Genomic DNA, 24,446 nt, shown 5'->3' on the forward strand with positions numbered 1-24,446 from the left:
TCCCGAGCTGTCACCGGTCCGCCGGTCTGGTGGAGGCCGCCGCCGGCCGCCGGCCCTACGAAGGGGCCTGGTACGAGGACGAGGCGCGATACCTGAACCGACCCCGGTCGATGGCCACGGTCCCGTCTCCCCTGGCTGTCCGGAACGAGGCGGTGCCGTCAGCACCGCGCCAGATCGAGACGACCAACGAGTCGCCTGGGGTGACCGGGGCGGTGAACCTGCCCGACATCGCGATGAAGTTCGCCGGGTCGGCGCCGCACAGTTGATGCAGCAGCATCCGCCCGGTGAAGCCGAAGGTGCACGGACCATGCAGGATCGGCCGGCTGAAGCCGCCGCGTGCGGCGAATGTGGGGTCGCTGTGCAGCGGGTTCCGGTCGCCGGAAAGCCGGTACAGCAGTGCCTGCTCCGGCCTGGTCCGCTCCACCACCTGGTGGTCCGGGTCCCGGCTCGGCGGCTCCCACGGCTCGGAGGTGCCGCGGTCGCCGCCGAACCCGCCCTCGCCCCGGATGAACATCCCTGACCGGGTGGTGATGTAACGCTCGCCGGTGGCGGGGTCGACCGCGACGCTCTCGGACTCGACGAGCGCACCCGAGCCCTTGTCGTACATGCCGGTGACGGTGGGCGAGGTGAGCACCGTGCCGCTGACCGGTAGCGGCCGGTGCAGCTCGACGTACTGCTCGGCCATCACCAGTTGGGCGCGATCGAAGTCACCGATGCTGCGCGCCGGTGGGATCTGTGCGATCACCACGCCGTAGGTGGGCAGCACCCTCTGTGCGATGCCGTCGCTGTTCTCGGTCGTGAACTGGAGATCACGCAGTGGATCGCCGAGACCCGCGCCGACGCCCAGGGCATACAGCAGCGCGTCCTTCGAGGTCCAGGTTCGCTCGCACCGTTCCCCCGGTTCGCCGACGAGACTGTGATCGAGCGACATCACGACCTCCAGACGGTGACGCCAGGGCGTCGGCTACAGGCTGACGGCGAGGTCATTGGGGGTGCGGCGGGGAGGCCCGTCGCAGTACGAGTTGTAGGCGTCGAGGATCTGCTGTGCCCGTCGGGTTGCCTCGGCGAACCTGGCGTGGGGCTCGGCGCCATTGGTCAGGACGTCGTGCATCGCGCTGGTGATCTCGCCCATGATGCCCGCCTGCCCTCCGAGCAGAGGACCCAGCGCCGCCGGCGAGCCGTCCGCGGCCTCGAGCTGTTCGCCGGCCACGCGAAGACGCGGGTTGTCGCGGTACCAGCCCTCCTCGTGGAGGACGTCGACCGCCGCCCTGCTGATCGGGATGCGGTGGTGGCGTTTGGCCCACTCCGCGGCGTTGCTCGGCCGGTTCAGGTACTGGATGAACGCCAGCGCACCATCCTGTTTCACCTGGCTCAGGCCCGCGGCGAGCCACAGCGCGAATCCGCCCATCATGTTGCCGGCCAGGGGAACATCGTCGTTGTAGGGCATGGGGCTCACCGCCACGGTGAACCCGTGCCGCTCACCCCGGTCCAACAGGTGCGACGCGTCCACCGAGGAGCTGAGGAAGAGCCCGATCCGCTGCTCCTCGAACGCGGCGTAACCGCCCGCGAAGTCCAGGAGCTCGCCCGTGTAGAGGTAGTGGCCGTCGCGGTGGAGGCCTTGCCACCACCGGACGTAGTTCATCATCTCGGCCGAGGCCAGGTTCACCTTCTCGGCGCGGCCGGACCGACCGTTGTCGCGATCCGTGATCAGTCCACCCTGCTGGGCGACCGACTGGAGGAAGACCCAGTAGAAGTTGGGCCAGGCGATGCCGTGCATGGGCCCCGGCAGCTTGGCGAGTGCCTCGCAGGCCGCCGTGACCTCGAGCCAGGTTCGGGGCGGCTCGGTGATGCCGGCCTTGGCGAGGAGGTCCATGTTGGCGTAGAGCACAATCCCGGAGGCCGTACGCGGGATGGCCATCAGCTCGCCCTGGTAGCGGAAGTAGTCGCGCGCCGCGGGCACCATGTCGTCGAGCACGACGCGCTCACCGAGGATCTCGCTCCGCCCCGCGATGGCTCGCCCGACGGGCGTGAACAGGGGGTTTCCGTCCGGCCCGAGCATGTCCATGGCGGCGCGGGTGGCGGTGAAGTGGTACTCCGCGATGTCGGGCGTCTCCCCGTGCTCCGCCGCTCGCGCCACCTCGGCGGGCATCGTACGGAAGTCGTGTCGGTTGATCTCGACCTGGTACTCCGGGTGCGCCTCGTTGAACTCAGAGGCAGCGGAGACCGCGATGTCCGTCTCGTTGGTTGCCCAGCTGGCCGGATCCGTCAGCCACACATTGATCTTGGTCTTCGGCTGTTGCGTCATGTCAGCTCCTTCATCCATGCCGGCAGCGCGGGGTGGTGAGCAGGCGTGAATCGATCGTGTCAGCGGGGCGCAGTCGACCGCGCCTTCGGTTTTGCTCACCCCGGCAGAGGTCGGGCAATCGTGAAGGTTGCCGCTCCGCGCCACCGTGCTCTGATGGCTACGGCTGTTCGAACCCAGCGCGAAGGAGGCAGGATGCGCCACACCGTACGGACGTCGGATGGTCGGCTGTTGGCCGTCGAGGAGTGGGGCGATCCCGCCGGCTGGCCGATCCTCGCCCACCACGGCACGCCGAGTTCCCGGAGAGCCGCTTTCCACGGTCCGTGGGTGCGCGACGCCGCCCAGCGAGGGCTGCGGCTGATCAGTTACGACAGGCCGGGCTACGGTGACTCCTCGCCAGGGCCGGGCCGCACCGTCGCCGACACCGCCGACGACGTCCGCGCGATCTGCGCCGAGCTGGACATCGACCGCCTGGGGACGTGGGGGTTTTCAGGCGGCGGGCCGCCCGCGCTGGCGTGCGCCGCCCTGCTGCCGGATCTGGTGACCGCCGCCGTCGTGCTCGCCGGGATGGCGCCGTTCGAGGCCGAGGGCCTCGACTGGTTCGCCGACATGTACCGGGACGACGTCGACGACACCCGCATGTACCTCACCGACCCGGACGCGGCGCGAAAGAAGATGGACCAGGACCGGGAGGAGTTCCTCCTCGCGTCGGCGGACGATGCGGTCGACGCCGACGCGTGGACGCCCGCCCGGGAGGACGCCGCGGTCACGCTCGGCAGGTACCACCAGTTCCTGTCCTCCTGCCGGAGCGCCGGCCTGGCGCCGGGCATCCAGGGATGGTGGGACGACAGCGGCGCCCAGGTACGGCCGTGGGGGTTCGACCTCGCCGACGTCGCTGCCCCGGTCCTGCTCATGTACGGCCGACGGGACGTCTTCGTGCCGTTCGCGCACGGCGAATGGCTGGCCCGGCAGATTCCCGGAGCGGACGCCCGGTGGTTCGACGACGACGGGCACGGGACGCTGGCGCAGAGGCGCCTGCCTGAGGCGCATGCGTGGCTGGCCGAGCGGAAATAGCCCGGTCGCGGCCGGGGTCAACCTCGACGGTGGGGCGGCGGGTGACCGCCGCCCCACTCCCATCCGGCAGGCGCCCTGGCCGGGTTCAGGTGACCCGAACTGACGTACCGGCCAGCGCCGCGGCCACCGCGTCGAGGCCGGCCGAGATGGTGAAGACCGCGCCGGGCCGGTCCACCTCGACCGGAGCGGCGGGCAGGTTCGCGCCGGTCACCCAGGCGACCACCGTCTCGTCCGGAGCGACCAGCCCTGCGGCGCACGCCCGGCGCAGACCCGCGACCGCCGCGGCCCCGGCAGGCTCAGTCGCGATCTGCGCCGCGTCGGCCAGCAACTCGACCGCGTCCAGGATCTTGGCGTCGCTGACGGTGACGAAGTCGCCGCCGGAATGACGAACCTCGTCGATGGCCCAGTCGCCGAGCATCGGCTCGGGAACCTCGATGCCGTCGGCGACCGTGCCCGGCCACCGCGCCGGCGCCTGGACGCCATGCCACTGCGCGGCCAGCGGCGCGCAGTCTCGCGCCTGCACCGCGACCACCCGGGGAACCCTTTCCAGCGCGCCGCAGGCGACCAGTTCCCGGAAGCCCTTGGCCGCGCCGATCAAGGTCACACCGTCACCGACGGGCAGCATCACCACATCCGGCGTACGGTCGCCGAGCTGCTCCCAGACCTCGAAGGAGGCCGTCTTCTTGGCCTCGATGGTCAGCGGATTCAGCCCGGTGCAGCGGTCCAGCCAGTGGAAGTGGGCCGCGGCGCGCCGGGACAGCTCGAACGCGGCCCGATAGCCCTCGCGGACCCTGAAGACGTACGCACCCATCGCCGTCATCAGCTCGACCTTGGCCGGCGCGCAGTCGGCGGGCACGAAGATGACGACGGCCATTCCCGCGGCCGCGCCGCCGATGGCGGTCGACAGAGCGGCGTTACCGGTCGACGCCGTCGAGACGACACCGACGCCGACACGCAGTCCCTGGTCGATCACGAGAGCCGTCGCCCGGTCCTTGTTGGAGGCGCTCGGTCCCACTGTCTCGTCCTTGAGCCACAGCCCCGGCAGTCCGAGCCGCTGCCGCAGCTCCCGCACCGGACGCAATGGCGTGCCGCCGACCGGTAGCGGGTACCGGGTCGGCACGTCGGGGCGTGGCAGCAGGCGCTGATACCGCCACATGCCGGCCCCGGAGTCGGGGCCGGGCAGCAGCGTCCTGTCGTAGTCGTAGGTGTACGTCTCGTGTCCGTGCACACCGGACTCCAGCCGTGGCTCACCCACCGGTGCCTCCTTGCGGGTCAGTCCTCGAAGAAGTTCGCCACCGTGACGGTGCGCGAATCGCTCTTCGCCTGGTCAAGCACGATGGCGCCGAGTGCGATGTCGAGGACGCCGAGACCGAACGGCGAGAACACGACCGGTTCCCGCGTTCGCAGTTCGCACCTGCCGAGCAGGACGTCGGCGAGTGTTCCCGTGACGAAGTCGCGTCCGCCGGAGAGCTCCTCGGCCAGATGGGGTGAGGTCTGCGCGCGCAGGCAGTGATCCACGTCGTCGACGATGTTCTGTGCGGCGAGCAGGGTCTGCGGGTGGATGTCGCGCAGCGAGATGTTGAGGACGGTCTGTCCCGGTGCGAAACGCAGGGTCTCCGGCAGGTAGGGCTTTCCCGCGGTGGTCGCGAAGACGATCACGTCGCAGCCGAGTGTGGCATCCAGGTCCGCGACACCGCCGGACCCGGGCCAGTGCTTCTCCCCGTGACCGACGAACTGCTGGGCCCGCTCGGGCACGAGATCGTGGCACAAGAAATGGGTCACCGGCAGCCCTGTGTGATGGAGGAAGTCAGCGATGGTGCGCGCGATCACGCCAGCACCGACGAAGCCGACACTGGCCGGACCGTTCCCAGGTCGAAGAGCTCGCGCCGCCAGAGCTGCGGACGCGGCGGTACGCACGGCGCTGATCTGTGCCGACTCGAGACACGCCACGGGTCGACCCGTCCGGTCGTCGTTAAGCAGCAGCACGGCTGACGCTCTGGGCAGGCCCAGTTCGTGGTTGCCGGGGAAGCTGCTGATCCATTTCAGCCCAGGCATCCCGACCTCGCCGCCCAGGTACGCCGGCAGGGCGATGATGCGGTCCGCCGGCCGGTCCGGGAAACGAAGGAAATGGCTGGACGGGTTGACGGTCTGACCTCTGTCATGGGCGAGATACGCCTTCTTGACCGCGGTCAGGACGGCGTCACGGGAGCCGCTCAGCGCATCGACAGCGACCGCGTGCGGCACGATCTGAAACATTCGGACTCCTCACCACCGAGCCAGGACCGAGTCGATTCTTGGGAAGTGCTCAGCCACCCACTTCTCGGAGTAGATGGTGTCGACGTACCGTTCCCCGGTGTCTGGCGAGATGGCCACCACCGGTTTCCCGTTCCGGAACGTCGGTGCCAGGCGACGCACCGCGGCGAGCACCGTACCGGTGGACCCACCGACCAGCAGTCCGTACCGGCGCGCCACGAGGTGGCACGCGGAAACCGTCTCGACTTCGGGCACCACCACCCGCTCGTAGTCGCCGCCGTCGACGAGCAGCTCGGGACGGAGGCTCGCGCCCAGGCCGGGAATGAGGCGCGGAGCGCCCTGATCCGCGAAGAGGATCGATCCTTCGGAGTCGACGGCGATGATCCGGGTGGTCGGGCGGTGCTCGCGGAAGAACTCCAGACAGCCCATGAGTGTGCCGGAGGTGCTCACCCCGATGACCACGGCACCAACATCGGGCAGTTCGTCGAGGATGCTGCGGGCTGTCTGCCGGTAGTGCGCAGAACTGTTGGCCCGGTTGGCGTACTGGTTGGGCCAGAACAGCTTCCGGTCCTGCTTCAGCTGGGACCGGATGTAGTCGATCCGGGTTTGCAGGAATCCACCGTTGGCGTCCCGTTCGTTGACGACCACGACAGTGGTGCCCTGCGCCCGCATCGTGCGGATGGCGGCCGCGTTGGTGTTGGGATCGGCGACGATCGTGAGACTGATCCCCCGGGTGACGCACACGGTTCCGAGGGCGATACCGAGGTTGCCGGAGGACGATTCGATCAGCCGGTCGCCGGGGCCGATGCCGGATCTGCTGATCAGGTCTTCGATCAGCCCGACGGCGGTCTTCAGCTTGATGGACCCGGCGGGATTCAGGCCCTCCAGCTTCAGGTTCAGATCGACCCCGGGGACGAACCCGGCCAGGTCGAGAAAGATGTCGTCGGTGACGATGTCGTACGCAGCGTTGAAGATCATCGGTCCTCGCTACGCCAGTGGTACGCGGGCGGCATCAGTCGGTGGGCCGGCACCGTACCCGCTGGGCTCTCAGCCATCCTGGGAGCGGACGAGGCTTGCTGGACGCATATCTGTCCAGTGATCCTCGATGTACTCGAGGCAGGCAGAGCGGGAGTCGTCGTCATGGACGACGACCCAACCGTCGGGACAGGCGATGGCGGCGGGCCACAGTGAGTACTGGGCTTCGTCGTTCACCAGAACGCGATATCGAGCGTCGGCGTCGTCAAACGGGTTGGACACGGGTGCTCCTCGCTTCGCTGTTGATCACTTTCGCTCGAGTGCCGGGCCAGCCGTCTGCATCGATCGTGCGCGCTGCGGACAGACCGGGCACCTTGCCCGTTGCCGACCAGCTCATCGACGGGATCCGGTGGTCGCGGCGCCGACCAGCACGTCGATCCGGTCGGCCAGATCCTTGAGCACCGGCGAGTCGACGAGCACCCGGACGCTGAAGTCCACGTTCCAGGCACGCCGGGCCGACAGCACCAACCTGGTCGCGAGCATCGAGTCCCCGCCGAGGTCGAAGAAGTTGTCGCCACGGCCGACGACGTCGACCCCTAGGACGTCCGCCCACATCCGGGCCAGGGCGAGTTCGGTCTCGGTGACAAGGTCAGCCTGCACGTTCTGTTCCTCGCCTTTCGTCTCGGTCGAGACCCCGGCGGTGATCCCGTGGAGGAAGTCGAGGACCGCCGCCCGCGCCTCGGCGTCGGCAGCCAGCTCCGGTCGGTCGCACGACACGCGGACGGTTCGGAGGTCGGTCGCTCCCAGCCAGCCGGCGTCGGCCGGATGACCCTGTGAGATCACCTGCAGGATCGGGCCCCGCGGCGCCGGCTGCTCGTCGTGGTGCGCGGCTACGAGGAACGTGAGCCATTCGACGTAGACGCCGACCACGCCCTCGACCGGACCGCTGACGTCGGCGTCGCCGAACCCGAACGCGGCCAGGGCCAGCCGCGCACGAAGGCGCAGGTCCTCCCCGATGCGCTTCACCAGCGTCTCGGGAGTGGCGAGCAGTCCCTCGATATCGAGCAGCTGCGGCCGCTCGACATTGGGCGCTCGGCCCTCGACCTGACGCACGACCTCGTGGTACTCGTGGAGGATCTCGGACGGTGGAGTCTGCTGCGGGTCGAGCAGCACGATGGGCACGGGACCGGCAGGGCCCGCCAGGAGTGCGGCCATCGCGACAGCCAGTGGCGCGGCGGCGCAGTACGCGACCAGGGCAACCGGGCGATCTGGTCGCTGCCGCGCGAAGAGCTCGTTGGCGTACGCCGGAGTCGTGAGCGCGGTCGGCATCGGGGACGTCAGCAGATCCTGGCAATCGAACCCGGATCGGTCGAGATGCATCTCGCTGATGTGTGCCTCGGGTCGCCGACCCGGGTAGTCGAGGACAAGAAGCCTTGGATTGGCGGACACGATCTCATCACTTCCCTGCGTCGGCGGCTACCGCAGATCGGTTGCCCGGAGCCAGCAGCCGCGCGACGGCGGCTCGGTCGGCCTTTCCACTCGGCGTACGTGGGAGGGCGGGCAGCACCGTGATGGATGGTGGGACCGAGTACCAGGGAAGCTCCTCGCGGAGGGCGGCGAGCGCGGTGGCCGCGTCGAACTCCGCGGTGGCCGCGACCGTCACGGCTGCTCGTAGCTGACGGGAGCCGGCGCCCATGCTCACGGGGACACAGACGGCTTCCACCACTCCCGGCTGTCTGCCCAGGCATGCCTCGATCTCGAGCGGGTTGACCCGGTACCCGCGGATCTTGACTTCGTCGTCGGTACGACCGAGAAAGTGCAGCACCCCGTTCTCCACGCTCACCAGGTCGCCGGTCCGAAACGCCCGGGTGTGCCCGTGTGCTGTCCGGGCGACCTGCACATACCGCTGCGCGTTCAACTCCGGCTGGCCCAGGTATCCCAGTGACAGTGGCGATCCGGCCACGAGCAGTTCACCGATCTGCGAGTCACCGGGCTCGGCGGTGTCCAGCAGGATCTCGCAACCCGGCAGTGGCAGACCGATCGGCGACAGCGCGGGCCACGAGCTGCTCTCCCCGGCCAACGTGTGCACCGATACCGTGTGCGACTCACTCTGGCCGTAGTGGTTGTTGAGAGCGCACTCGGGCAGGCGCTGGAAGAATTCCTTGATCGCCGGCGTGCAGACGAGTTGCTCGCCGGCGGTATTGATCTCGCGGAGGGCGAGGTTCGCCAGTGAGTCGAACGCCGTAGCCGCTGTCGCCAACATGTGCAGCGCGACGCAGGGCAGGAACAGCCGCTCGATCCGCTCTCGCGCTAGCCAGTCCAGCAACTCGATCGGGTCCTGCCGCAACTCCTCGGGCATGATGACCAGCGATCCGCCGCCGCCGAGCGTACTGAGCGTCTCCTGGAACCAGATGTCGAAGTTCAGCGGCGCGAACTGCGCAGTGCGCAGGTCCTGGCGGACGGAGTGGTGCCGCTGCCAGTGCGCCATGTTGTCGATACAGCTGTGCGGGAGAGTCACCCCTTTGGGGTTACCGGTCGACCCGGAGGTGTAAATGACGTAGACGGGCGTGTCCGGCGTGCACGGGACGAAGGTCAGGCCAGCCCCTGCCATCCGCTCCACCTCGGTCCACGCCGGGATGCTGACCCGACGAGGCGCCGGCAGCTCCGGGTCGGGCCCCGTGTGCAGGAGGACCTTCGCGCCGCTCTCGGCGAGCATGTAGCCGAGACGCTTGCGGGGAAAGTTGCTGTCCAGCGGTAGGTAGGTGGCGCCCGCGCCGACGACGGCCCAGGCCGCGGCCACGATCGCCGCGGACCGAGGTCCGGTGACGGCAACGGTGTCGCCCGGGCCGACACTCGCTTCTCGCAGCAGACCGATGATGCGGGCGATCCATGCGGCCAGTTCATGGTAGGTCAGCTGGTGTTCCGGGTCGCTCACGGCGAGTGCTCCGGGCTGGCGGCCGACCGCACGCTCGAACGATTCGAGCACGCAGGGCGGCTGGGACACCCCTCCCCAGAGTCCGGTCTCGATGATCATCGGTGCTGACCTCCCTCGAACGCGCTCACGGTCTGCCCTTCCTGCCGGATCCCCTCGACGAGCTGGTGCACGGCGCGGTCGACGTCGAACTGGGCGCGCTCGAAGCGTTCCGGGGAGGTGAGGTAGCCGTTGTAGAACGTCGCACCCTCACAGAGCAGCCCGAAGACCCAGATCCGGGAGGCCGAGCTGCCGTCCTCTCCGACGGGATGACCCTGATCGTCGACATCGATGGAGGACACGACAGGGCTGTCCGGCTTGAATCGCCGGACCATGCCCCGCCGGGCCATCGCCCCGACCACGGTCGGGTCGTCCCGCAGGGATTTCAGGCGATCGGTGTAGCCCTGGTAGAGCCAGTCCGCGCTGACCGTGCTGCGGACCGGAAACGCCGTCGAGGACAAGGCCCAGGTGCGACTGTCGTCATCCCAGCTCACCAGGGGATTCGGCCCCAGGGACATCGACACCACACCCGAGCGGAGCAGCGTCAGGATGTTGGCGGACCGCTCCTTCTCCGGGCCGATCACCAGGCGGTTGATCGCTTCGACGTGGTAGCGGTAGAACCGGTCGAGCGAGGCGTCCGTCAGTCCGCCGAATTCGATCGCGTACCTGATGGTGTCGCGGACCTCGCGACACATCTCGGTTGCCGCCTTGAAGGGGCTGCCGTCGAATCCGCGGGCCGCGTTCGCTATGTCGGCCGCCATCCAGGACTCCAGCGATCGCTGGTACGTCTCGCCGTCGGCCGCCGCCGCGGAGTCCTGGGCGCTCGGGGTCGGGCGCCCGTGGTAGGCCGCCTCGGCGTCGAATTCGGCCGGCCCGGGCAGCTCGGCGAGTTCGTCGAGGCGCCCCTCGACGGCGGCCGCGCGCGCACGGAGAAGAAAGGCCTCCGCGTCCTGGGCACCCGCCTGTTGCAGGAGCGCCGCCCGCCGGTACGCCACCCGTAGTTCGAGCAGGAGCAGCGGCAGAACATCGCGGTCGAAGTCCAGTTGCGGCGCCCGGGTGCGCAGCCCGTCGACCGCCGACCGCGTGAACGCGACCGGTTCGTACGACACGACTGACGACGGCGCGGGTCGCGCGCGATACGGCAGGCCGGAGCGGGAGAACACGACGATGCGGGGCTCACGACCGCTCGCCACATACCGCTCGGGTAGGACCGTCCGGTCGAATCTGCCGCCCCGCCCCACCGTCAGCGCGAGGATCGCGTCCGTTGCCGTCAGACCGAGGCCCGCGATGGCGACGGTCTCGGACGGCTGTACGGATGCGAGTTGTCCAGGCAGCGGGTACGGCGAACCGATCAGTCGGTCGGCAGAGGCATCCTGATCGCGCTGCGGTTGGGAGGGGCGTTGGCCGACTGTCACGAAGACGTGGTCCGCCTCGACGCGGTCACCGTTGTCGAGACAGAGGATCGAGGTGTCACCCTTCTGCTGGAGGTCCACCGCGTTGGACGCGTGCCCGATCAGGCGCACGTTGTCCGGAGCGTTGTCCCGCAGATACTGGTGAAACCACAGCAGATACTCGCCGAAGACCCGCCGCGGCAGGTTGTCGTTCGGCCTCACCGAGCGCCCGTCGGCTCCTACCGTGAAGCCGTCGGCTGCCACCCGCATCCCGCGTTCCCGCGCCCACTCGAAGAGGTTCGGGCCGCGCATCGCGGGCGCGTGCGAGACGGATCTGGCGGAGGGAAACATCGAGGCGTACGCGCACGCGTGATTGAGCAGAAGATAGTCCGGCTGATGAATGTCGTACTGCCGCGGCTGGGCCGGGTTGGAGTCCACGAGGTGCAGGTCGAACGTCAGATTCTGATCGGCGAGGGCCGCGTGGCTGATGAGACGCTCCAGAACACTGAGCCCTCGGACACCGAGGCCCACGATCGCAACAGTGACCGATTTTCTCCGTTGGTCCGGCGCGTAGTACTCACCCATCGAAGACCCTCCAGGTAGGCAGTGATGGGCCAACGACCGCATACCGCACCGACGGCCCTCACTGACGATTTCAGTACCGCACGACCTGTCACACCTTCGCGATTGCCGCCGTCAGCTCCGCTGATCGCGGCAGAATCGTGACTACGTCCCCAGATCAGCGGCTATCCGCCCCAGCACCACCGGGGAGTTCTCGAAAATCGCGAAGTGATCGCCGTCCAGCACGAGCTGCGCGTACCGGTCGCTTGTCTCCTGCTCCCATCCGGCGACCTGGTCCGGTGCCGCGAAGTGGTCACGTGTGCTGGCGAAAGCCGTGATGGGGATTGGCAGGCGGGGTTCGGGGTGGTAGCTGTACATCTCGTTGACGTGGAAGTCGGCGACGAGCAGCGGCTGGATCAGCTCCAGCATGAACGGCTCCGCCAGGATCTCCTCGGGTGTCCCGCCGAGCCGGCGCAGCACCACCGCCAGCTCGTCCGCCGGCAGCCCGGCAAGCTCGGTCCTGATCATCGGCATGCTCGGCGGACGCCGGCCGGCGACGAAGAGGTGGACCGGCAGCGGTCCGTTCAGACGACGGATCTCCCGCACAACCTCGAAGGCACACAGGGCGCCGGTGCTGTGGCCGAAGATGGCGTACGGCGGTCGCACCGTCCTGATCACCTCCGGGGCCAACTGCCGGGCCATCTCCACCGCCGACGTCAGCGGTTGTTCGGAGCGCCGGGTCTCCCGCCCGGGCGGTTGGACGGGGCAGCCGGCAATCGTCGCCGGCAAGCCGCGACCCCAGGCCCGGTAGACCGCCGCCCCCGCACCGGCGTGCGGCAGGCACAGCAGGCGGACCGAAGCCTCCTCTCCCGTCTCGAACGGGAACCACGGGTTTCTGGGACGTACCCGCCCGGTGCTCCGCCCCGCGCCGCTACGCATGGCGAGGCCCGGCGGCGGCGGCAGCGGCAGCGGGAATGTCGGTGGCCTCGTCGGCGTCGAGCCTCGGGCGGGTGACCGCGAGCGAGGTGCCGTCCGCTTCAGCGCTCACGGCCGCGTCCCGATCTGACTCGACCGGCGGGCCGCGACTGCCGGGCGATCTCGTGCAGTGCCGCGCGGTCGACCTTGCCATTGGCGGTCACCGGATACTGCGCCAGGCCGCGGACGATCTGCGGCACCATGTACGCGGGCAGCAGTTGACGCAACTGGGCGTGCACGCCCAGGGGGTCGTCCTCCGGTGGCCCCGACGGATGCGCGTCCGATCTCGGGACCTGATACACCAGCGCCAACCGCCGTGGCAGGCCCTCCAGGTTGGTCATCGGGAAGGCGATGCAGTTCCGCACGCCCGGTAGCGAGCCGGCCACCGACTCGATCTCGGCGAGCTCGATCCGTTGTCCGCTGATCTTGATCTGGCGATCACGCCGGCCGCGGTAGTGCAGGACACCGTCGTCGTCCCAGACCCCCATGTCGCCCGTGCGGTAGAGCCGCACCGGAAGCCCGTCGAGGTCGATAATCGGGAACTTTTCCAGGGTCAGCTCGGGCTGCCCGAGGTAGCCGGTCGCCAGGCCCTGGCCGGCGATGCACAGCTCGCCCTCCTGACCGGGTTCGCAGCGTTGATCGCTCTTGTCGAGCAGCACCACGCTCGTACCCTGCACCGGTGTGCCGACCGGGATCCCCCCCGGCACGTCGCAGTCCGCGGGCACCAGCCGCCGGAGAGTTGTGATCATGCAGCTCTCGGCTGGTCCGTACGCGTTCCAGAGCGGGAGGTCGGGATGGCGGCTGAGGAAAGCGCGCATGTGCTCCGGCGACGCCTTCTCGCCACCGGTGTAGACGCGGGCGAGGCCGCCGAAGCAGTCCGGGGCCTCGTCGACGAACATGTTGAACACGGACGTGGTGATCCACAGCGTGTCGACGCCGTGCCTCGACACGATCTGGCGCAGCGTGTCGGGTAGCAGGTAGTTCTCCGGGATCAACACCACAGTGCCGCCCGTCGTGAGCTGCCCCCACAGCTCGAAGGCGTACATGTCCCAGGCCAGCGCCGCTACCTGCGGGGTCGTGTGGCCAGGCCCAAAACCGTCGAGGCCCGGGGAACCGAAGAGCCGGGTCACCGCCTGGTGCGGCGACAACACACCCTTCGGTACGCCCGTCGTGCCGGACGTGAAGAAGACGGTCGCCGGCGCGTCCGGTGGCACCGGTGCCGGGTGGAACGGTCGTGCGCGCCGGGCCGCGCCGTCGATGCCGCCATCCGACGGTTGGTAGCGGTCGAACCGGCCGTCCCACTGGTTGTCCGTGCTGATGACCACCGCGGGCGCGATGAGGTCGAGGATGATCCTCTGCCGCTCCACCGGCCAGTTCGGGTCGAGATTCGTGTAGGCCGCCCCCGTCTTGAGCACACCCAACTGGAGCGCCACCATGTCCGGCGACCGATCCAACAGAATCGGCACGACCTGCCCCGGCCGGACACCGCGATCATGCAGGTCGACGGCGTAGTCGTTCGCGGCCGCGTCGAGCGTGCCGTAGCTGATCCTCCGGTCGTGCCAGACGAGTGCGGTGGCGTCCGGGTCACGCGCGGCCTGCCCGGCCACGGCGGCGTGGATCAGCGGCTGAGGGCTGGGATGACCGGTCATGCGTCGGCTGCCAGCTCTGGGCGCCAGCCGCGTCCGTCACGGTCAACGAACTGTTCCGGATATCTGCTCATGGGGTTCCTCCGAGATAGGGGCGCGAATCTGCGCTTCGGCAAACGACAGCGAGAGGTGCTTCCATCCGTCATCGTCGGAAGGCGCCCCCGCCGGTGCTACTCACCCGTTGCGGCCGGCCCGACCCGCTCGCCAGTGGAAACATCGCCCAGGTATTCGTTGACGGCGCCGACCGAGGGGTTGCTGAAGAACTGTTTGAGAGACAGCTCCACGCCGAAGCGCTCGGTGATCTTCGCGAGGAGAACCGCTGCCAGCAGAGAGTGGCCGCCCAGATCGAAGAAGCTGTCCCCGACTCCCACCTGGTCGACACCCAGCACCTGCGCGAACAACTCACACAGACGCTCCTCCTGCGGCGACGCCACCCCGTCACGAACTGGAGCGCCGGAGTCCGGAGACGGTGACGTCAGCTCGTCCAGTTGCCCCGCGAACTCCAGGGTCCCGTCCGGACGCCACCGCACCAGGTCGCCGGTCCGGTACATCCGCTCACCCACACCGAACGGGCACGCCACGAACTGCTGGGCCGTCCGCCCTGCCTGGCCCAGATATCCTCGCGCCAGCCCCGCACCCGCCACGTACAGCTCTCCGAAAACACCCGGCGGGACCGGCCGCAAGAGGCTGTCGAGCACGAAGACGCGCGTGTTCCAGATCGGACGTCCCATCGGCACGACAGCACCCGACTCATCGCCGACGCGGTGCGCGACGCTGCCGATGGTGCATTCCTCCGCTCCGTACTCCCGGTGGATCTCCGCACCGCCGTGTGACCAGTCGCGCGCCACCGAGGTGGGAAGTGTCTCGCCACCGATGACCAGCACCGTCTTTCGGTCCGCCGCCCGGTCCTCGTGCCCGGCCATTGCCCGCAGATCCGACGGCTTCAGCCGCACGGGAGCCACCGGGCCGGCCGCGCCGTCCAGGAAGGCGGTCAGCGGCTCGCCGCCGACACCCTCCGGAATCAGCACGACCGTGCCCCCGGCCAGCAACGGCAAAAGGATCGAACTGATGGCGAGGCCGGACGACAACCCGGGGCGAACCGGGGCCGCGCTTTCCCCGTCGACCCGATAGGTGGCGCTCGCCCAGGCGCAGTAGTTGATGACGCCCCGATGGGTGACGGTAACGCCCGCAGGGGCACCCGCCACGTCAGAGGTGTAGACCACGTACGCCGGGTGGGTGGGCCGCAGCGCGGCGGTCCGCTCGTCGTCGCAGAGGGCAGTCCCCGGCACACTCGTCAGGGCGTCGCGCGTACCGGCGGCATCCAGGATCATGACCGGGGGGCCACCGGCCGCGGGCAGCCCGGCAGCAGTGGCGTGGGCATCGGTGATCACCACCGTCGGGCGAGCGTCAGTGAACATGAACTCGACCTCGCCGGCGGGCTGGTCCGGGTCGACCGGCAGGTGGGCCGCACCGGCCTTCAACACCGCCAGCAGCGCGATGACCAGAAGCTCACCGTGCGGCAGTGCGATCGCCACCGACTTCTCCGGGCCGGCGCCGAGAGCGACCAGATGGCGAGCGAGCTGGTTGGCCCGGTGGTCCAGCTCGGCGTAGGAGAGCTGGTTCCCGCCGCAGACCACCGCCGTGGCATCCGGCGTCCGGGCCGCCTGCTGTTGGAACAGCTGCGGCAGGGTGAGCCCGGGCACCGCCCGGCCGGTGTCGTTCCAGTCGTGCAGGATCCGCTGCCGCTCGTCATCCGCCAGCACCTCGTATTCGCCGACCGGGCGGGACGGGTCGTCGACGACCTGGCGCAGCAGTCGCGTGAGTCGTTCGGCGAGAGCCTCGACGGTCGATTCGTCGAAGAGGTCCTGCGCGTACTCGAAGGTGCCCCGGATACCCGCGGGCGAGCCGTCGGCGTCGTACAGCGGGCGGACGAAGAGCGACAGGTCGAACTTGGTCGTCTCGTGACCGAGCGGCGTGGGCTCGATCCGCAGGCCGGGCAGCTCCCACCTGCCGGTGGCCGCGTTGTCGGAGACGAGCATCACCTGGAACAACGAATGCCGGGACACCGAGCGGGCCGGATTGAGGATCTCGACCAGGCGCTCGAACGGCACGTCCTGGTTGGAGTAGGCGGCGAGGTCGGTCTCGCGGATGCGGGCCAGCAGATCGGCGAAGGTCGGGTCGCCGCTCAGGTCGGCTCGCAGCACGAGGGTGTTGACGAAGAACCCGACCAGATCGTGGACCGCCTCGTCGGAGCGGCCGGCAACCGGCGTGCCGATCGGGATGTCGGTGCCCGCGCCGCAGCGGGACAGCAGCGCCGCCAGCCCGGCATGGAGCACCATGAACAGGGTCGTCCTGTGTTGGCGCGCCAACGTTGCCAGGTCGCTGTGCAGTTGCGCGTCCAGTGTCACCACGACCATGCCACCGTGGTCGGTCGGTTCGACCGGCCGCGGGCGGTCGTACGGGAGTGCCAGTTCGTCGGGCAGGTCACGCAGAGCCGACGTCCAGTAGTTCACCTGTCCGGACAACATGCTGCTCGCCTCACCGCTGTCGCCGAGCAGGCCGCGCTCCCACAGGGTGTAGTCCGCGTACTGCACCGGCAGCTCTGGCCACCCTGGCGCGTGGCCGCCCGTCCGGGCCCGGTACGCCTCGGCCAGATCGCGCACCAGGATGCCCATCGACCATCCGTCACAGGCGGTGTGATGGGTCATCAGCAACAGCACATGCTCCTGCGGTGCCAGCCGGAACAACCAGGCCCGGACCGGCAGCTGGGTCGCCAGGTCGAAGACGTGTCGTGCCGCCTGCTCCAGAAGGCTGGGCAGGGTCGCCTGGTCCGTCTCCACCACCGTCAGTTCCGGCGCCGCCTCGGCGGCGTCCACGATCTGCTGGTACGGCTGACCGGCCACCACCGGAAAGATCGTCCGCAGCGACTCATGTCGCCGGACCACGTCCCGCAGCGCCGACTCCAGTGCGCCCACATCCGGCGAGCCCTCAAGCCGCCAGGCGAACGGCATGTTGTAGACCGGGCTCGGCCCGCTGAGCCGGTCCAGGAACCACAGTCGCCGCTGAGCGAACGACAGCGGCAGACGCTCCGGCCGCGCCGTGGCCACCAGCCGGGGCCGGGAATTGCCGGCCCCGTCCAGGGCTCTGGCCAGCTGCGCGACGGTCGGATTCGAGAACAGCGTACGGACCGCGACCTCCACGCCGAGCACCGCGCGGATGCGGCTGATCAGCCGGATGGCCCGAAGGGACTGGCCGCCCAGGTCGAAGAAGCTGTCCTCGACCCTCACCCGGTCGACGCCCAGCACCTGCGCGAACAACCCGCACAGGATCTCCTCCCGCGCGGTGGTCAGGTCCCCCAGTACGCCACCGGCGTCGAAGCGATTTGCCATGCTCATTCCCATCCTGGCTGGAACGAATCGATCCGCGCCGGCCACGCCATAGGTGGAATCAGCTGCCCGCTCATCGCGCGCAGCACTCTGGGAGCGTCACAGCCGCGCTACCGACGGCCATCTCCGCTCTTGCTCGACGACCGCCGTGCCGACCACTGTGGTGGGAAGCGTGGCCGGGCAGCGTGGCCGGGCAGCGTGGCCGGGCAGCGTGGCCGGGCAGCGTGGCCGGGCAGCGTGGCCGGGCAGCAAGCGCGAAGACGCGGCAAGCCGGCCGACCTGGAAATGTCGGCATAGCCGCTGATTCCGATATCGGCCCCGATGACGCAGCGCGGCCGCGGGACGCCTGCTAAGGAGAAACTCGATGGAGATTACGCAAGCGCCGCCCAGGGACGAGCTGGTCCGTCGCGCCTCTGAGCTTGTCCCGCTGCTGCGGGACAAGGCCGTCTGGATGGAGGAGAACCGACGGATCCACGACGACGTCGTCGACGCGATCACCGACGCCGGCATCCTGAAGATGCGGGTCCCGGTGCGCTACGGCGGCTACGAGTCGGACATGCGAACTGTCGTGGATGTCGTGGCGGAGCTCGGACGCGGCGACGGCTCGACCGCGTGGACGGTCGCGGTGTGGTCGATCAGCACCTGGATGACGGGGCTGTTCCCCGACGAGGTGCAGGACGAGGTGTTCGCAACCCCGGACGTGCGCATCAGCGGAATTCTCAGCCCCGGCGCGGTGGCCGTTCCGACCGAGGGCGGCTTCGTCATCAACGGTCGGTGGTCGTTCAACACCGGGGCCCAGCAGAGTACCTGGAACACGAACGCCGCTGTCACGCCGACCGGGGACGGCGGCTTCGCACCGATCATGGCGGCCATCCCGATCGCCGACCTGGAGATCGTCGACGACTGGCACACCTCGGGGCTGCGCGGCTCCGGCAGCATCACCACGATCGCGAAGGACGTCTTCATCCCGGCCGAGCGGGTCCTCCAGATGGGGCCGGTGCTGCAGGGTCAGCACCAGTCCCGACTGAACGCCGACGCGAGGATTTTCAAGGCCCCCTTCATGCCGACCGCGTGCGCCACCATCAGCGCGCCGGCCCTTGGCCTTGCCAGGGCGGCGAAGGACGCCTTCCTCGAGCGACTGCCCGGCCGGAAGATCACCTACACCGCCTACGAGAACCAGGCCGAGGCACCGGTCACCCACCTGGAGGTCGCCGAGGCGATCACCAACATCGACGAGGTCGGTTTCCACGCCCACCGCGCGGCCGACATGATCGACAGCAAGGGCCAGGCGGGCGAGCCGTGGACGCTCGCGGAGCGGGCCCGTGTACGGCTCGACCTGGGTGCCGCCTGCCAGCGGGCCAAGGAGGCGGTCGACATCCTGCACGGCGCGAGCGGCGGTTCGTCCATTCACACGGACGTGCCGATCCAGCGCATCCAGCGGGACGTGCAGGCGCTCAACCTGCACGCCATCCTGCACCCGAAGACCAACCTGGAGCTGTACGGCCGGATTGTCTGCGGACTGGACAGCAACACGCCCTTCGTCTGACCGTCGCGTTCACCGGGGCCCGCACAGGGTGGCCGGTGACCGCAACCAGGAGCACCGCTCCGGAGTGCCGTCCGCAGCTCACCCATGAGGCCGGCGGATCAACCGTGGACAGCGGACGGCCTCCGGAGGCGTTCCCCGGCTCGGCCAGCCCAGTGTGCGTTTCCCGGGACTTGGGTCCGACGGTGGCTGGTCGACGATCCGGTGTCCCAGGCGTGCTCGACCCGCCGCTGGGAGCCGGCTGGGGACTTCATTCATCAGGATCGGCCGCCTCAACCGGCCGGTCATACTCGGAAAGGCGTCGTCGTGATGCTGGCATCAGTGTGTCCCGCAGCCGGTCAGACCTGGGAGTTGACCGAGGTTCCCAAGCCCGTGCCGGGTCCCGGCGAGGTGCTCATCCGCGTGCACGCGAGCGGTCTGTGCCGCAATGATGTGTGGCTCACCGACGGTACGTATCCGTTTCCGCCGATCGAACCGGCCATCGTCGGGCACGAGCCTGCCGGTGAGGTCGCCGAGGTCGGCCTCGGGGTGACCGCGCGCAAGGTCGGTGACCGGGTCGGCGCCACCTGGATCCAGAGCGGCTGCGGCTCGTGCGATCACTGCCGGCTCAACCTCCCGGTCACCGGCATCACCGGCATGAACTGCGACAACCCGGAGATGACCGGGCTGACCAGGGCCGGTGGCCACGCCGAGTACCTGGTGGTACCCGCGTCCTCCACGGTGCTGCTGCCGGACGAGCTGCCGTACGAGATGGCCGCGCCGCTGCTGTGCGCCGGGTACACCTCGTGGTCGGCGTTGCGGGCCGCGAATCCCCAGCCACACGAACGGGTCGCCGTGCTCGGCATCGGCGGCCTCGGTCACCTGGCCGTGCAGTTCAGCAAGGCCTGCGGCTTCGAAACCGTGGCCGTGACCCGTACGCCGGGCAAGCACGAGGTCGCCCGCGAACTTGGGGCCGACCACGTGGTTTCCGACGGGGAGGCTCTCGCGGGCATCGGCGGCGCGGACGTCGTCGTCGTCGCAGGCACCTCGTACGAGGCCGCCGCCGAATGCCTCACGGGCCTTCGGGTCAATGGCCGCATGGTGCTCGCGACAATCGACCCGTCGGGTTCCTTCGCCATCGACCCGTCGCGACAGTTCTTCGCCAAGGGTCAGTCGATCCTCGGTGCCACCCACAACGGTCTCCCCTATCTCGTCGAGGCCCTCGACCTGGCAGCTCGCGGGGCCGTCACCCCCCATATCGAGGTCTTTCCCAAGGAGGAGATCGCCGAGGCGGTCGACCGGGTGGCCGCTGGAGAGGTTCGTTTCCGCGCCGTCGTCACCTACTGAGCGGGCGGCTGTTCCCCGCGCGGTGACCACTCGGAACGTCGATCAGAACAGCATGCCCGCAACGGCGGACCACCACGCCTGCGGCAGCATTCAGCAAGAGGTGTCCCCGGGGCAGGTCATGCCATCGTCACCGATGAAGATCGGTCATTTTCCGGCACGAGGCTGGTCTCACTGAGCAGCGAGGACGGCGTTATGCAGAACGAAGACCCTCCGGTTGTCATCGACACGTCCGGTGCCGATATCCACGGGGAGAATGCGCAGATTCGCGAGCGCGGGCCAGTCGCCCAGGTCGAGCTACCCAATGGCGTACGGGCGTGGTCGATCACCGGCTACGAAGCCGGTAGGCAGGCGCTGGGCGACCCGCGGATGTCCAAGGACGGGCATCAGCACTGGACCGCGTTCGTCGACGGCGAGGTCGACCCGAGCTTCCCCCTCATCGACTGGGCGCTCATGGAAAACATGAACACGACGTACGGACACGCGCACAGCAAAATGCGTGGGCTGGTGGCAAGAAGATTCACGCCGCGACGGATCGAGGCGATGCGGCCGACGATCGACGCGGCCGTCGCGGGCCTGTTGGCCGGTCTTTCCACCAGCCAGACCGGCTCGATCGTCGACCTCAAGGCGAGGTACGCGTATCCGCTCGCCGCCCACGTGATATTCGATGTCCTCGGTATCGCCGACGCGGCCCGGGGGACCATTCTGGGCGACGGCGAGGCGCAGGTCGACACGACCAAGACCGGCGAGGAGATAGCGGCGAGCGTCGAGCAGGGCCTCATGGAGATGGCCGATCTGGTCGAGGCAAAGCGCGGAAACCCGGCGGACGATCTCATGAGTGATCTGATCGCCGCCCAGGAGAAGGATGGCTCAGGGCTGCGCGACGCCGAGATTGTCGGCACGTTGTCGTTCCTGCTGGGGACCGGCACCGAAACCGTCACCAACCTGGTGATCAACTCGATTCTCGCACTACTCACCCATCCCGACCAGCTCGAGCTGATCAGGTCCGGGAACGCCTCGTGGCAGGACGCGATCGAGGAGACACTTCGCGTCGAGGCTCCGGTGGCACATCTGCCGTTCCGCTTTCCCACCGAGGATGTCCAGCTCGGCGACGTGACGATCGGCGCGGGCGAGCCCGTCCTCATGAACTTCGCCGCCATCGGACGCGATCCCGCCATCCACGGCGCGAGCGCCGGCTCCTACGACATCACCCGGCCGCGCAAGGACCACCTGTCCTTCGGTCACGGCGGGTACAGCTGCATTGGCAAGGCCCTGGGACGGCTGGAGGCCGAGATCGCGGTCCCTGCGCTGTTTGCCCACTTCCCCGATCTTGCTCTCGCGGTTCCGGCGTCGGAGATCAAGCCGCAGAGCACATTCATCATGAACGGTCGGGACGAGTTGCCAGTCCTGCTGTCCGCGCCCGCTGCCGAGTCAGCGTGACTCCACCAACCACTCCCCTGGTGCGGGACCGCCTACGGGCCGAGGTGACGGATGCCGCGGCCCGCACGGCCGACCTGTTGTCGACGTTGCCCGCTCCCGCCGACCGCAACCCCGACCAGCAGAGCCGAGCCACTGCGGCACACGGACACGCGCGCGCAGCGAGGCGCCAACTGCTGAACGCCCAAGCGGACCAACTCTGTCGGGACATCGTCGGAGAGAGCCCACAGCGGCGGTCCCTGGCTGACCTGTCGTACCGGCTGGCCGACCTGGTTCCCGGCCTGACGCCGAACCGGGCGGAGATGGAGCGGGAACGTGGCCGTCGTCAAGCCGCCAAGGAGGGCTTCGAGATCGACCAGGGCATCGCGTACTCCGCGCTGCTCCGATCCGGTGCGGGCGGCGACCTGCTGCGCTCACAGCGACTGCCGACGGACGAGGCCCGCTCGCGGCTGCCGGAGTTCCAACGGACCGGCGTGGTCGAGATGCCGGTGGTGTCCGTGCGACGTACGGACGGGGTCGCCGAGATAACCGTCGCCAACCAGCGCTATCTCAACGCGGAGGACGAGCCCCTCGGTGAGCAGTTGGAGGTCGCTGTCGACCTGGCCCTCCTGGATCCGGGCGTACGCGTGGGCGTCATGCGGGGCGCCGTCATGGAGCACCCGAGGTACGCCGGCCGTCGGGTCTTCAACTCGGGAATCAACCTGACACTCCTGTGCGCTGGGCAGATCCCCTTCCTGGGCTTCGTCATGCAGCGGGAGATGGGCTACCTGAGCAAGATCCAGCGTGGCCTGTGGGACCCCCGGCAGGAGGTCGATCCGACGGCTCGGGGCGGCAAGCCATGGGTCGCCGTGGTCGACGGGTTCGCCATCGGCGGCGGCATGCAGCTGATGCTGACCTTCGACTACGTGATCGGCCTGGACACGGCCTACTTCACTTTGCCGGCGGCACGGGAGGGCATCGTGCCCGGTGCGGCCAATCTCAGGCTCGGCCGCCTCCTCGGCCCGAGGCTGGCTCGACAGGTTCTCCTGGGCGGAAGGCGGATAGCGGCCCGCGACCCGGTCGCCGCGCTGCTGTGCGACGTCGTCCTGGACGAGGACGGCGTCGACGACGCGGTCGACGACGCGGTCCACGCCATGGACAACCCGGCCGTGGTGGCCAATCGGCACATGCTCACCGCCTTCGAGGAGACCGAGGACCAGTTCCGGGGCTACCTCGCCGAGTTCGCGGAAGTTCAAGTTCAGCGGCTGTACAGCCGGGACGTACTGCATCGGTTGGAGCAGCAGTGGATGCAACGGCAACGCTGATCACCGGGACGCACCTGCACGCTGATGATCTGCATCGCAGCGTGTCCAGCCGGCAGGTCGCCGCCATGACCTTCCTCAACGAGATCGTGGCCGAGTTCCCCGACGCCATCTCGTTCGCGCCGGGCGCCCCCTACGAACCGTTCTTCGCCGACGTCGCGGTCGGTCCGCTGCTGGACACCTTCGTCGAGGCCCGACGTGCCGCCGGTTTCAGCGAGGAGGCGGTGCGCCGACACCTGTTCCAGTACGGCCCGAGCAAGGGGATCATCAACGACCTGGTTGCCGCCGCACTGCGGGCCGACGAGGGCATCGACGTCTCCCCGGAAGCGATTGTCATGACGGTCGGGTGTCAGGAGGCGCTGTTCCTCACCCTGCGTGTCCTTCATCCGCCGGGTGCCAGCCTGGCGGTCACTGATCCGTCTTACGTCGGCGTGGTCGCGGCGGCCGGTTCCCTGGACATCGCGGTTCACCCGGTGCCGGACGATGGCACCGGTCCCGACCTGGCGGCCCTCCGTACGGTGTCGGAGCGGGAGCGGGCAGCCGGCCGTCGCCTCCGCGCGTTGTACGTCTCCCCTGACTTCGCCAACCCGTCGGGAAACCGGCTCTCGCTCGCCGCCCGACATCGTCTGCTGGCGGAGGCGTCTGCCCTCGACCTCATCCTGATCGAGGACAATCCGTACGCGTTCACGGCCGCTTCGGACGACCGGCTGCCCAGCCTCAAGGCGCTCGATCGCGACGGTCGGGTGGTGCACACCGGCACCTTCGCGAAGGTGGCGGTGCCGGGTGCCCGGGTGGGCTACGTGGTGGCTGACCAGTGGGTCGAGTCGCGCTCCGGTCCGCCGGTGCGACTGGCGGCCATGATCGCCGCTGCCAAGAACGCGGTCACCCTGAACACGTCGCCTCTGGCTCAGGCCCTGATCGGCGGGCTTCTCATTCAACATGGGGGTTCCATCGCCGCCCTCGGCCAGCGAAAGGCGGCGCACCTGCGCGACAACCGAGCCGTCCTCCTCGATCGGCTTGTCCACCACTTCGGCGAACCCGGTCAGCCGAGCACCAGGGTTCGCTGGTGGGCTCCCGAAGGCGGCTACTTCGTCCAGGTCGAGCTCCCGGTCGAGGCCGATGACGCGCTGTTGCGGCATTCCGCGGAGACGTACGGCGTGCTCTGGACCCCGATGCGCGGCTTCCACCTCGGCGGGGGCGGCGAGCGCCGAATTCGGCTGTCGTGCTCCTCGCTTGAGCATCAGGAGATCGTCGAGGGCACCGGTCGGCTGGCTGACTTTGTCAACGCGTTGTAGAGGACACGCCGAT

At 69.0% G+C, this 24,446-nt stretch carries 17 protein-coding genes and 1 pseudogene; 6 read left to right on the forward strand and 12 right to left on the reverse strand.

The window, feature by feature from the left end; translation table 11 throughout:
* Positions 1 to 55 precede the first annotated feature (55 nt).
* Both DLJ59_RS18350 and DLJ59_RS18355 read right to left on the reverse strand, forming a co-directional pair.
* The gene (locus tag DLJ59_RS18350; protein WP_124773865.1) at positions 56 to 931 is read right to left on the reverse strand and encodes a MaoC/PaaZ C-terminal domain-containing protein; all 876 of its coding nucleotides are present in this window, start codon (positions 929 to 931) and stop codon (positions 56 to 58) included.
* A gap of 33 nt (positions 932 to 964) precedes the next feature.
* Entirely contained in the window at positions 965 to 2,305 is a 1,341-nt protein-coding gene (locus tag DLJ59_RS18355) for an extracellular solute-binding protein (RefSeq protein WP_124773866.1), read from the reverse strand.
* A gap of 192 nt (positions 2,306 to 2,497) precedes the next feature.
* On the opposite strand from DLJ59_RS18355, the gene DLJ59_RS18360 reads away from it, so the two are divergent.
* Positions 2,498 to 3,376 carry an alpha/beta fold hydrolase gene (locus DLJ59_RS18360; protein WP_158630862.1) on the forward strand — a complete coding sequence of 293 codons (879 nt, stop codon included), beginning with the start codon at positions 2,498 to 2,500 and terminating at the stop codon, positions 3,374 to 3,376.
* Positions 3,377 to 3,461: 85 nt separating this feature from the next.
* On the opposite strand, the gene DLJ59_RS18365 is transcribed toward DLJ59_RS18360, so the two are convergent.
* The 10 genes and pseudogenes from DLJ59_RS18365 to DLJ59_RS18405 all read right to left on the reverse strand — a co-directional run bounded on the left by DLJ59_RS18365 (position 3,462) and on the right by DLJ59_RS18405 (position 17,543).
* The gene (locus DLJ59_RS18365) at positions 3,462 to 4,631 is read right to left on the reverse strand and encodes a threonine synthase (RefSeq protein WP_124773868.1); all 1,170 of its coding nucleotides are present in this window, start codon (positions 4,629 to 4,631) and stop codon (positions 3,462 to 3,464) included.
* Positions 4,632 to 4,648: 17 nt separating this feature from the next.
* Positions 4,649 to 5,632: a 2,3-diaminopropionate biosynthesis protein SbnB gene (gene sbnB / locus DLJ59_RS36975; RefSeq protein WP_208648747.1), complete on the reverse strand. Its 984-nt coding sequence runs from the start codon at positions 5,630 to 5,632 to the stop codon at positions 4,649 to 4,651.
* 9 nt (positions 5,633 to 5,641) lie between these two features.
* Positions 5,642 to 6,607 (reverse strand): 2,3-diaminopropionate biosynthesis protein SbnA, encoded by a 966-nt coding sequence (sbnA, locus tag DLJ59_RS36980; RefSeq protein WP_208648748.1) that lies wholly within the window; start codon positions 6,605 to 6,607, stop codon positions 5,642 to 5,644.
* A 69-nt stretch (positions 6,608 to 6,676) separates the two neighbouring features.
* The gene (locus DLJ59_RS18375; protein ID WP_124773869.1) at positions 6,677 to 6,886 is read right to left on the reverse strand and encodes an MbtH family protein; all 210 of its coding nucleotides are present in this window, start codon (positions 6,884 to 6,886) and stop codon (positions 6,677 to 6,679) included.
* 111 nt (positions 6,887 to 6,997) lie between these two features.
* Positions 6,998 to 7,933: a phosphopantetheine-binding protein gene (locus DLJ59_RS18380; protein ID WP_158630863.1), complete on the reverse strand. Its 936-nt coding sequence runs from the start codon at positions 7,931 to 7,933 to the stop codon at positions 6,998 to 7,000.
* A gap of 127 nt (positions 7,934 to 8,060) precedes the next feature.
* The gene (locus DLJ59_RS18385) at positions 8,061 to 9,638 is read right to left on the reverse strand and encodes an AMP-binding protein (RefSeq protein WP_124773871.1); all 1,578 of its coding nucleotides are present in this window, start codon (positions 9,636 to 9,638) and stop codon (positions 8,061 to 8,063) included.
* A 1,349-nt stretch (positions 9,639 to 10,987) separates the two neighbouring features.
* A pseudogene (locus DLJ59_RS38315) lies at positions 10,988 to 11,593 on the reverse strand (FAD/NAD(P)-binding protein); the annotation flags it as partial.
* Positions 11,594 to 11,692: 99 nt separating this feature from the next.
* Entirely contained in the window at positions 11,693 to 12,466 is a 774-nt protein-coding gene (locus tag DLJ59_RS18395; protein ID WP_124773873.1) for a thioesterase II family protein, read from the reverse strand.
* A 98-nt stretch (positions 12,467 to 12,564) separates the two neighbouring features.
* Positions 12,565 to 14,151: an amino acid adenylation domain-containing protein gene (locus tag DLJ59_RS18400; RefSeq protein WP_124773874.1), complete on the reverse strand. Its 1,587-nt coding sequence runs from the start codon at positions 14,149 to 14,151 to the stop codon at positions 12,565 to 12,567.
* A gap of 167 nt (positions 14,152 to 14,318) precedes the next feature.
* Positions 14,319 to 17,543, reverse strand: coding sequence for a condensation domain-containing protein (locus DLJ59_RS18405; RefSeq protein ID WP_158630865.1), 3,225 nt, complete (start codon positions 17,541 to 17,543; stop codon positions 14,319 to 14,321).
* 355 nt (positions 17,544 to 17,898) lie between these two features.
* Between DLJ59_RS18405 and DLJ59_RS18410 the strand changes: the two genes are divergently transcribed.
* The 5 genes from DLJ59_RS18410 to DLJ59_RS18430 all read left to right on the forward strand — a co-directional run bounded on the left by DLJ59_RS18410 (position 17,899) and on the right by DLJ59_RS18430 (position 24,433).
* Entirely contained in the window at positions 17,899 to 19,080 is a 1,182-nt protein-coding gene (locus tag DLJ59_RS18410) for an acyl-CoA dehydrogenase family protein (protein ID WP_124773876.1), read from the forward strand.
* 306 nt (positions 19,081 to 19,386) lie between these two features.
* Complete coding sequence (locus tag DLJ59_RS18415) at positions 19,387 to 20,403, forward strand: alcohol dehydrogenase catalytic domain-containing protein (protein WP_124773911.1); 1,017 nt, start codon at positions 19,387 to 19,389, stop codon at positions 20,401 to 20,403.
* Between the two features lie 192 nt (positions 20,404 to 20,595).
* Positions 20,596 to 21,840 (forward strand): cytochrome P450 family protein, encoded by a 1,245-nt coding sequence (locus DLJ59_RS18420; protein WP_124773877.1) that lies wholly within the window; start codon positions 20,596 to 20,598, stop codon positions 21,838 to 21,840.
* Positions 21,837 to 23,141 (forward strand): enoyl-CoA hydratase/isomerase family protein, encoded by a 1,305-nt coding sequence (locus DLJ59_RS18425; protein ID WP_208648750.1) that lies wholly within the window; start codon positions 21,837 to 21,839, stop codon positions 23,139 to 23,141. The genes DLJ59_RS18420 and DLJ59_RS18425 overlap by 4 nt, the downstream gene beginning before the upstream one ends.
* Positions 23,120 to 24,433: an aminotransferase-like domain-containing protein gene (locus tag DLJ59_RS18430; RefSeq protein ID WP_244236101.1), complete on the forward strand. Its 1,314-nt coding sequence runs from the start codon at positions 23,120 to 23,122 to the stop codon at positions 24,431 to 24,433. The genes DLJ59_RS18425 and DLJ59_RS18430 overlap by 22 nt, the downstream gene beginning before the upstream one ends.
* Positions 24,434 to 24,446: the final 13 nt, after the last annotated feature.

Source organism: Micromonospora inaquosa, assembly GCF_003857055.1.
Taxonomy (GTDB): Bacteria; Actinomycetota; Actinomycetes; order Mycobacteriales; family Micromonosporaceae; genus Micromonospora; species Micromonospora inaquosa.

What these genes read in the sequence shown, in the direction of transcription:
- DLJ59_RS18350 (WP_124773865.1), bottom strand. Translation starts at nt 931, where the DNA reads ATGTCGCTCGATCACAGTCTCGTCGGCGAACCGGGGGAACGGTGCGAG.
- DLJ59_RS18355 (WP_124773866.1), bottom strand. Translation starts at nt 2,305, where the DNA reads ATGACGCAACAGCCGAAGACCAAGATCAATGTGTGGCTGACGGATCCG.
- DLJ59_RS18360 (WP_158630862.1), top strand. Translation starts at nt 2,498, where the DNA reads ATGCGCCACACCGTACGGACGTCGGATGGTCGGCTGTTGGCCGTCGAG.
- sbnB (WP_208648747.1), bottom strand. Translation starts at nt 5,632, where the DNA reads ATGTTTCAGATCGTGCCGCACGCGGTCGCTGTCGATGCGCTGAGCGGC.
- sbnA (WP_208648748.1), bottom strand. Translation starts at nt 6,607, where the DNA reads ATGATCTTCAACGCTGCGTACGACATCGTCACCGACGACATCTTTCTC.
- DLJ59_RS18380 (WP_158630863.1), bottom strand. Translation starts at nt 7,933, where the DNA reads ATGCCGACCGCGCTCACGACTCCGGCGTACGCCAACGAGCTCTTCGCG.
- DLJ59_RS18385 (WP_124773871.1), bottom strand. Translation starts at nt 9,638, where the DNA reads ATGATCATCGAGACCGGACTCTGGGGAGGGGTGTCCCAGCCGCCCTGC.
- DLJ59_RS18395 (WP_124773873.1), bottom strand. Translation starts at nt 12,466, where the DNA reads ATGCGTAGCGGCGCGGGGCGGAGCACCGGGCGGGTACGTCCCAGAAAC.
- DLJ59_RS18400 (WP_124773874.1), bottom strand. Translation starts at nt 14,151, where the DNA reads ATGACCGGTCATCCCAGCCCTCAGCCGCTGATCCACGCCGCCGTGGCC.
- DLJ59_RS18405 (WP_158630865.1), bottom strand. Translation starts at nt 17,543, where the DNA reads ATGAGCATGGCAAATCGCTTCGACGCCGGTGGCGTACTGGGGGACCTG.
- DLJ59_RS18410 (WP_124773876.1), top strand. Translation starts at nt 17,899, where the DNA reads ATGGAGATTACGCAAGCGCCGCCCAGGGACGAGCTGGTCCGTCGCGCC.
- DLJ59_RS18415 (WP_124773911.1), top strand. Translation starts at nt 19,387, where the DNA reads ATGCTGGCATCAGTGTGTCCCGCAGCCGGTCAGACCTGGGAGTTGACC.
- DLJ59_RS18420 (WP_124773877.1), top strand. Translation starts at nt 20,596, where the DNA reads ATGCAGAACGAAGACCCTCCGGTTGTCATCGACACGTCCGGTGCCGAT.